The 8,343-nt window shown below is 29.6% G+C and carries 7 protein-coding genes; 6 read left to right on the top strand and 1 reads right to left on the bottom strand.

Annotation, left to right across the window (positions count from 1 at the left end; genetic code table 11):
* Positions 1-117: 117 nt before the first annotated feature.
* Complete coding sequence (gene dapD / locus LPC13_RS16125) at positions 118-828, bottom strand: 2,3,4,5-tetrahydropyridine-2,6-dicarboxylate N-acetyltransferase (RefSeq protein WP_005214844.1); 711 nt, start codon at positions 826-828, stop codon at positions 118-120.
* A 234-nt stretch (positions 829-1,062) separates the two neighbouring features.
* Here dapD and LPC13_RS16120 point away from each other — a divergent pair, with 234 nt between their 5' ends.
* From LPC13_RS16120 to LPC13_RS16095, 6 genes are all read left to right on the top strand, one after another.
* Positions 1,063-2,196, top strand: a complete 1,134-nt coding sequence (locus LPC13_RS16120; protein ID WP_005214846.1) for a pyridoxal phosphate-dependent aminotransferase — start codon at positions 1,063-1,065, stop codon at positions 2,194-2,196.
* Positions 2,197-2,563: 367 nt separating this feature from the next.
* Positions 2,564-3,487, top strand: a complete 924-nt coding sequence (locus LPC13_RS16115) for an ABC transporter permease (protein ID WP_005214848.1) — start codon at positions 2,564-2,566, stop codon at positions 3,485-3,487.
* A gap of 15 nt (positions 3,488-3,502) precedes the next feature.
* The gene (locus tag LPC13_RS16110) at positions 3,503-4,459 is read left to right on the top strand and encodes an ABC transporter permease (RefSeq protein WP_005214849.1); all 957 of its coding nucleotides are present in this window, start codon (positions 3,503-3,505) and stop codon (positions 4,457-4,459) included.
* Positions 4,460-4,471: 12 nt separating this feature from the next.
* Positions 4,472-5,485: an ABC transporter ATP-binding protein gene (locus LPC13_RS16105; protein WP_005214851.1), complete on the top strand. Its 1,014-nt coding sequence runs from the start codon at positions 4,472-4,474 to the stop codon at positions 5,483-5,485.
* Positions 5,478-6,452, top strand: coding sequence for an ABC transporter ATP-binding protein (locus tag LPC13_RS16100; RefSeq protein ID WP_005214853.1), 975 nt, complete (start codon positions 5,478-5,480; stop codon positions 6,450-6,452). The genes LPC13_RS16105 and LPC13_RS16100 overlap by 8 nt, the downstream gene beginning before the upstream one ends.
* Positions 6,453-6,514: 62 nt before the next feature.
* On the top strand, positions 6,515-8,221 hold the full coding sequence (locus tag LPC13_RS16095) for a peptide ABC transporter substrate-binding protein (protein ID WP_005214856.1): 1,707 nt from the start codon (positions 6,515-6,517) through the stop codon (positions 8,219-8,221).
* Positions 8,222-8,343 lie beyond the last annotated feature (122 nt).

Below are 8,343 nucleotides of genomic sequence, written 5' to 3'. Positions count from 1 at the left end.
ATATTAAATTTTATCCACAACTAATAATAGAAAAACCCTCTGTTTTTAAACAGGGGGTTTTTCAACAAACTGAAAAATAATAGGCTATGCATTTTGCATAGCCTATTATTTTTATATTTATTTTCTTAAGTCTGCTAAAATTTGAGTTTTATTTTTTGTTTTATCATCTACGTATTTAACAATTTTTGCAGGGGTTCCTGCCACTACAACTCCTGCTGGTACATCTTCTACAACTACAGAACCAGCAGCTACAACAGATCCCTTACCTATTTTAACCCCTTCTAATATAACAGCGTTAGCACCAATCATTGCATCATCTTCTATATAACAAGGATCTTTACTAGGTGGTTCTAATACTCCAGCAACAACAGCTCCAGCACCAAGATGAACTCTATTACCAAGTTTTCCACGTGCCCCTACTACTGCATTCATATCAACCATTGTACCTTCACCAATTTCAGCACCGATATTAATAACTGCCCCCATCATAATTACTGCATTTTTCTTAATGGTGACTTTATCTCTAATAATTGCACCAGGTTCAATTCTAGCATCAATTGATAAAAAGTCTAGCATAGGTATAGCAGAATTTCTTCTATCTGTTTCTACTCTAAAAGATTTAATCTTGTGCTTATTGTTTATAATAAGCTCAGTAATTATATCTGATTCACCAAATAGTATGTAGAAGTTATTTGAACCATACAATTCTATATTTTCATCAGAAATATCGCTTAAGTCTCCATTTACATATACCTTTACAGGTGTTGATTTCTTAGATTCTTTAATAAATCTAGCAATTTCATATGGGTCTGTTAAATTATAATTCATAAAATCATCCTTTCTGCATTATGCCCCAGTTTTTTTTACAGACAATTTTATTATAATAGAAAAAAATAAGATATAAAAGAGAAAACAGGAAAAAGATAGAAAAAACTTTACCTTTTTATTTCAATAATATAAAATTAATACAATGAATAAATAAAAAATATGTTTAAAAAGTATTAATATATAGTTAAATATTATTATATATCAAGAATTTTAATATATAAGGGGGCGAAACAAATGAATAGAAATTTAAGTAATGTTCAAATTTCAGGAATAAGAAAATTTTATAATGAAGTTCAAAAAGTAGATGGGGCTATTTCATTAACATTAGGACAACCAGATTTTAAATTACCAATGGCAATAGAAAATGGGTTAAAAAAGGCAATAGAAAATAATAAGACTACATACACTAGTAATGCTGGGATACTAGAATTAAGACAAGAGATTTGTAAATATTTAAATAAGTTAAATATTGTGTACAAGGAAGATAATATTTGTATTACAGTAGGTGGAAGTGAAGCATTATTTAGTATATTTACAGCATTAATTAATAATAAGGATAAGGTTTTAATTCCTACTCCTGCATATCCAGCTTATGAGAGTATAGTTACAATTTTAGGCGGGGAGGTTGTAAATTATTCTTTAGATAATAATTTTAAAATTAATACAAATGAAATAGAGAAAAAAATTAAGGAAGAGAGAATAAAGTATTTAGTATTATCTTTACCATCTAATCCTACTGGTGCAATTTTATCTAGAAGTGAAAGAGACCAATTAATTAAAATTATAAGAGAAAATGATATTATTGTTATAACAGATGAAATTTATGAAGCATTATGTTATGAGGAATATTACAGTATAGCACAAGAAAATGAAATTTTAGATAAAATTATATATGTTAGTGGGTTTTCTAAAATGTTTTCTATGACTGGATTAAGATTAGGGTATTTTGCATGTTCATATAATCTTATGAATGAAATTATGAAAATACATCAATATAATGTTTCATGTGCACCATCAATTTGTCAATATGCAGTATATGAAGGGTTAAAGTATGGTTTAAAAGAAGTTTATTATATGAAGGATATATTTAGAAAAAGAAGAGATTTAGTTGTAAATAAGCTTAAAGAAATGCAATTTGAAGTAGTAGAACCTAAAGGAGCATTTTATGTATTTCCAAGTATTAAAAAGTTTAATATGACATCTGAAGAATTTGCAACAAGGCTATTGCATGAAGAAAAGGTTGCATGTGTGCCAGGTAGTGCTTTTGGAATTGGTGGAGAGGGATATATAAGAATATCTTATTGTTACTCTGATGAAGAGTTAAATATGGCATTAGATAAAATTAATACATTTATAAAAAAGATATAAAAGTGATAAAAATAGTATTATATTCAATGGATATAATACTATTTTTTATTGAGTGTTCGTACAGAATAGTATAAAAAGGTATTAATGTACGTGAAAGAGTAATATATTTATATAAAAATTATTAAAAAAATATTTTTATAAACATTGATATTTAAAGTTTAAAATAAGTAAATATCTAGGTTTAAGCGTTTTCTTAATAGTTACACATTTCCATATTATTAAAAAAAAGGAATAATATTAAGAGTTTATCAAAAGTATAAAGAAATAATTGATAAACTTTATTGACAATATTTGGAAAATATATATAATAATATATAAATACAATTGAATAAATATGGGAAATAAATATAAAAGGGGGGGCGTTTAAATGATAAAGTATATTGGGAAAAGAATATTATCTAGTTTAGTAACTATTTGGGTAGTAGTTACTTTAACATTCTTTTTAATTAGATTAATGCCTGGAGGTCCTTTTGATGGTGATAAAATTACACCTCAAATAAAAGCAAATCTTGAAGCTAAATATGGATTGGACAAACCTTTGGGCGAGCAATATTTAATGTATATTACTAATTTATTAAAAGGTGATTTAGGAGAATCTATGCAATTTAGAGGAAGGCAAGTTTCTAATACAATAAAAGTATCTTTTCCTAAATCTGCAAAAGTTGGAGGTATAGCAGTTATTTTTTCAGTAACTATAGGTGTATTACTAGGGATAATATCTGCATTAAATGCAAACAAATGGCCAGATAGACTTTGTATGTTTATTGCAACTTTAGGAATAACAATTCCGAGTTTTGTAATTAGTGCTTTGCTTATATATGTTTTTGCTAGTCATTTAAAATTATTACCGACCACAGGACTTGATGGATGGAAAAGTTATATAATGCCGGTAATTGCGCTTGCAGGAAGTTCTACTGCTTTCATAACAAGATTAACAAGAAGTAAGCTTATGGATGTTTTAAAATCTGATTATATAAGAACTGCAAAAGCAAAAGGATTAAGTAATAAAGTTGTTATATTTAAACATGCATTAAAAAATTCAATGATTCCAGTAGTAACGTATTTAGGACCTTTAGTTGCTGGTATATTAACAGGTTCATTTGTAGTAGAAAAGATTTTTAATATTCCTGGATTAGGTAAAGAATTTGTTTCAACTATACCAAATAGAGATTATTCAGCTTTACTTGGAGTAGTGGTATTTTATGCAATACTTATAGTTACATGCAATTTAATTGTTGATTTAATATATGTACTTATAGATCCAAGAATTAAGCTAGATGAGATTAAGTGATAAGGGGGAGAAAATATGGAGTCAAAAATTAAAGAAGATTTTGAATTTGCGGAAGAGTTATTTGCTCCTTTAAATGAAGAAGAAAGAAAGCTTGAAACAATAGTAAGACCAAGTGTGGGATATTGGAAAGATGCTTGGAGAAGGTTGAAGGCAAATAAAGTTGCACTTATATCTTTAATAATAATTTTATTAGTTATTTTATTAGCAATAATAGTACCTATAGTATCTCCATATGGTTATGCAGAAACAAATCATAAATTAAATAATCAAGGCCCAACGCTTCAGCATATTTTTGGTACAGATGCAATTGGAAGAGATATATTTGTTAGAGTAATGTATGGAGCTAGATACTCACTTATAATTGGGTTTTCAGCAGCAGCGATAAATTTAGTTGTTGGAGTTTTATATGGGGGTATTGCTGGATTTGTAGGTGGAAAAGTAGATAATATAATGATGAGAATAGTTGATGTTCTATATTCAATTCCTACAATGATTTATGTGGTATTAATAATGGTTGCTTTTAGAGCTGCTGGAATTGGTTCAAGTGGAGTTGGAACTATAGTTTTAGCACTTTCTATTTCTTATTGGGTAGGAATGGCAAGAATAGTTAGAGGAGATATACTTCAATTAAAACAACAAGAATTTGTCCTTGCAGCTAGAACTTTAGGGGCATCTAAAAAAAGAATACTAATAAGACATTTAATACCAAATTGTATGGGATCAATAATAGTAACATTGACATTATTTGTTCCATCAGCAATATTTACAGAAGCCTTTTTAAGCTATTTAGGTTTAGGGATTAATGCGCCATTAGCATCACTTGGAACACTTTGTAATGATGCAATGAATTCTATTTATAGATATCCGTATCAATTGTTTTTTCCAGCACTTATGATTTGTATAATAATTTTATCATTTAATTTATTAGGTGATGGATTAACAGAAGCATTAGATCCAAAACATCAAAGATAGGAGGAAAATATAATGAGCAAATTATTAGAAGTTAATAACTTAAAAACCTCCTTTCAAACTCATATTGGAGATGTTCAAGCTGTAAGGGGAATATCCTTTTATTTAGAAAAAGGTGAAGCCCTTGGAGTTGTTGGAGAATCAGGCTGTGGAAAGTCTGTAAGTATGATGTCTATAATGAGATTGTTGGGAAAAAACGCTAAAATAACTGCTGATTTAATTTCATTTGATAATAAAGATATTACTAATATGACTGAAAAGGAAATGCAAAATATTAGAGGTAATGATTTAGCTATGATATTTCAAGATCCGATGACATCATTAAATCCTTTGTATACAGTAGGTAATCAATTAACAGAACATCTAATTAAACATAAAAAAATATCAAAAAAAGAAGCAAATGCACTTGCAATAAAAATGCTTGATTTAGTTGGAATACCAAGTCCTGAAAAAAGAATGAAGCAATATCCTCATGAATTTTCAGGCGGAATGAGGCAAAGGGCTATGATTGCAATGAGTCTTATATGTGAACCAAAACTTATAATTGCAGATGAGCCAACAACAGCCTTAGATGTAACAATACAAGCACAAATATTAGATTTAATGAAAGATTTAAAAAGTAAATTAAATACATCTATTATACTTATAACTCATGATTTAGGGGTAGTTGCAGATCTTTGTACAAGAATTAATGTAATGTATGGTGGAATAATTGTTGAAGAAGGAAGCGATGAGGATATATTTTATAGAAGTAAACATCCATATACATGGGGGCTTTTAAATAGTGTGCCTAACCCTAAGCAAGAAATTAAAGAAAAGTTAGTTCCTATAGAAGGGCAACCACCTGATTTATTAAAACCACCTGAAGGATGCCCATTTGTGGCTAGGTGTAATTATGCAATGAAAGTTTGTCTTAAAAATCAACCGCCATTATTTGATTTAGGTGAAGGTCATAAATCAGCATGTTGGCTTTGTCATAAAAATGCACCAAAAGTTGAAAAAATACTAGGAGGAACGTTTAATGGCTGAAAAAGAAGTGTTATTAGAAGTGAAAAATCTATGTAAATATTTTGAAGTTAAAAAAGGATTATTTTCACGTGAAAGCTATGTCAAGGCAGTTGATGATGTTTCTTTTACAATTAATGAAGGAGAAACATTAGGATTAGTAGGTGAATCTGGCTGTGGTAAAACTACAACTGGAAGAACTGTATTAAATCTTTATAAAGCAACTAAGGGTAATATTATATTTGATGGAATAGATATCACAAATTTTAATGATAAGCAGATGTTACCTTTTAGAAGACAAATGCAAATGATATTTCAAGATCCATATGCATCTTTAAATCCACGAATGACCGTCGGAGATATAATTGGAGAGTCTATAGATATACATGACTTATATAAAGGTAAAGAAAGAGATGATAGAATTAGGTTTCTTTTAGATAAAGTTGGACTTAATGGATCTCATATAAATAGATATGCACATGAATTTTCAGGTGGGCAAAGGCAACGTATTGGTATAGCAAGAGCATTGGCTGTAGAACCTAAATTTATAGTTTGTGATGAGCCCATATCAGCTTTAGATGTATCTATACAGGCTCAAGTTATTAATATGCTTGAAGAATTACAAGAAGAGTTTAAATTGACATATTTGTTTATAGCGCACGATTTATCTATGGTTAAACATATATCTACTCATATAGGTGTTATGTATTTAGGAAAATTAGTTGAAAAAGGAACAAGTACAGAAGTTTATTCAAATCCAATGCACCCATATACTCAAGCACTTTTATCTTCAGTACCAATTCCAGATCCAAGAATTGCAAAAGTAAATAAAAGAATTATATTAGAAGGTGATATACCATCACCTATAGATCCGCCACCAGGGTGTAGATTTAAAGGAAGGTGCAGATATGCTAAAGCTATTTGTGGCCAAGAAGAACCCAAAATGAAGGAATTAGAAAAGGGTCATTTTGTTGCATGTCATTTATTTTAAAATAAGATAATAATTTGCTAAAGCAAGTTATATATATTTATATAATAAAAGGGGGATAAACAATGAAAACAGGCAAAATAAAAAAGCTATGTGCATTAGCACTAGCATTGGCATTAGGAGTTACTTCTCTTGTTGGCTGTGGTTCTAATGAGACTGGGGATAGTAGTACTGAAACAGAAAATAACCAAACATCATCTACAACTGAAACTACGGAAAGTGAACAGGAATTAGTTTATAATTTAGGGGCAGAAACTAAAACAATTGATCCAGCTCTAAATAATGCAGTAGATGGTTCAATAATAATTGCAAATGCATTTGAAGGGTTAATGAAACTAGATGAAAATCAAAAAGCAATTCCTGGAATTGCAGAAAGTTATGATGTAAGTGAAGACAATTTAGTATATACTTTCCATTTAAGATCAGATGCTAAATGGTCAGATGGTGAGCAAGTTAAAGCTGGAGACTTTGAGTATGCATGGAAGAGAGTGTTGAACCCAGATACAGCAGCAGATTATGCTTTCCAATTATATTATTTAGTTGGAGCAGAAGAGTATAATACTGGTTCAGGATCTGTTGATGAGGTTGGTGTTAAGGCTTTAGATGATGAAACATTAGAAGTTACACTAAAGAATCCAACTACTTATTTTTTAGAATTAACAGCATTTCCAACATTAATGCCTGTTAGGGAAGATATAGTTTCAGCTAATCCAGATGCTTGGACACAAGAGCCAGAATTATATGTTTCAAATGGTCCTTTTACTTTAAAAGAATATAATATGAAGGATTCATATGTATTTGTTAAAAATGAAAATTATTATGGAAAAGATAATGTTAAATTAGATACTTTAAAGTTTAGAATGATTGAAGATGAAGTTTCAGCTTATGCATCAGTTAAAAATGGTGAAGTTGATATGTCAGAAAATCTACCAACAGCTGAGATACAACCAGGGCAAGAAGAAGGATATGTAGAAATTTATCCTTACCTTGGGACTTATTTCTATGCTATTAATGTAAATAATAATACTGATAAATTACCTGAAGATGTACAAAAGGCATTAAGTGATAAGAGAGTTAGACAGGCACTATCATTAGCAATAGATAGAACAACAATAGTTGAAAATGTTACTATGGGTGGACAAATTCCAGCATATAGCTATGTTCCAGAAGGAATCCCAGGCGGTGAAGAAGGAACAGAGTTTGCAGATAAGAAATACTGGGATGTTGATGATATGGATGGAAATATTGAAAAAGCTAAAGCCTTATTAGAAGAGGCTGGATATCCAAATGGTGAAGGATTACCAACATTTGAATTACTATATAATACAAATGAAGGTAATAAGCTTATTGCTGAAAGTATACAACAAATGTGGGCTGCTATTGGTGTAAATGTAGAACTTGCTAATCAAGAGTGGGCAGTATTCCAAGATTCAAGAAAGAATGGTAATTTCCAAATTGCTAGACATGGATGGATTGGAGATTATGTTGATCCAATGACATTCTTAGACATGTGGATGACTGGATTAGGTAATAATGATCCGAAGTTCTCAAATGAAGAGTATGATTCATTAATTACACAAGCTATGGCTGAAACAGATTCAGTAAAAAGATCTGAAATTTTAAGACAAGCAGAAGATATATTAATGGATGAAATGCCAATAATACCTATTTATTATTATACTCAAGTAAAGGCTGTAAATCCAAAGGTTAAAGGTGTTGTTGTATCACCATTAGGTCAAGTTTACTTTGAAAATGCTTATATAGAAGAATAAATTAAATAGAAGGACTATATCAAAAGATATAGTCCTTCTATTTAATTTCCAGTTTGTTGAAAAACCCCCTGTTTAAAAACAGAGGGTTTTTCTATTATTAGTTGTGGATAAAATTTAATATT

The sequence above is a fragment of the Clostridium celatum genome (assembly GCF_021412605.1).
GTDB lineage: Bacteria > Bacillota > Clostridia > Clostridiales > Clostridiaceae > Clostridium > Clostridium celatum.
This window is presented reverse-complemented; position numbering and strand designations above follow the sequence as displayed.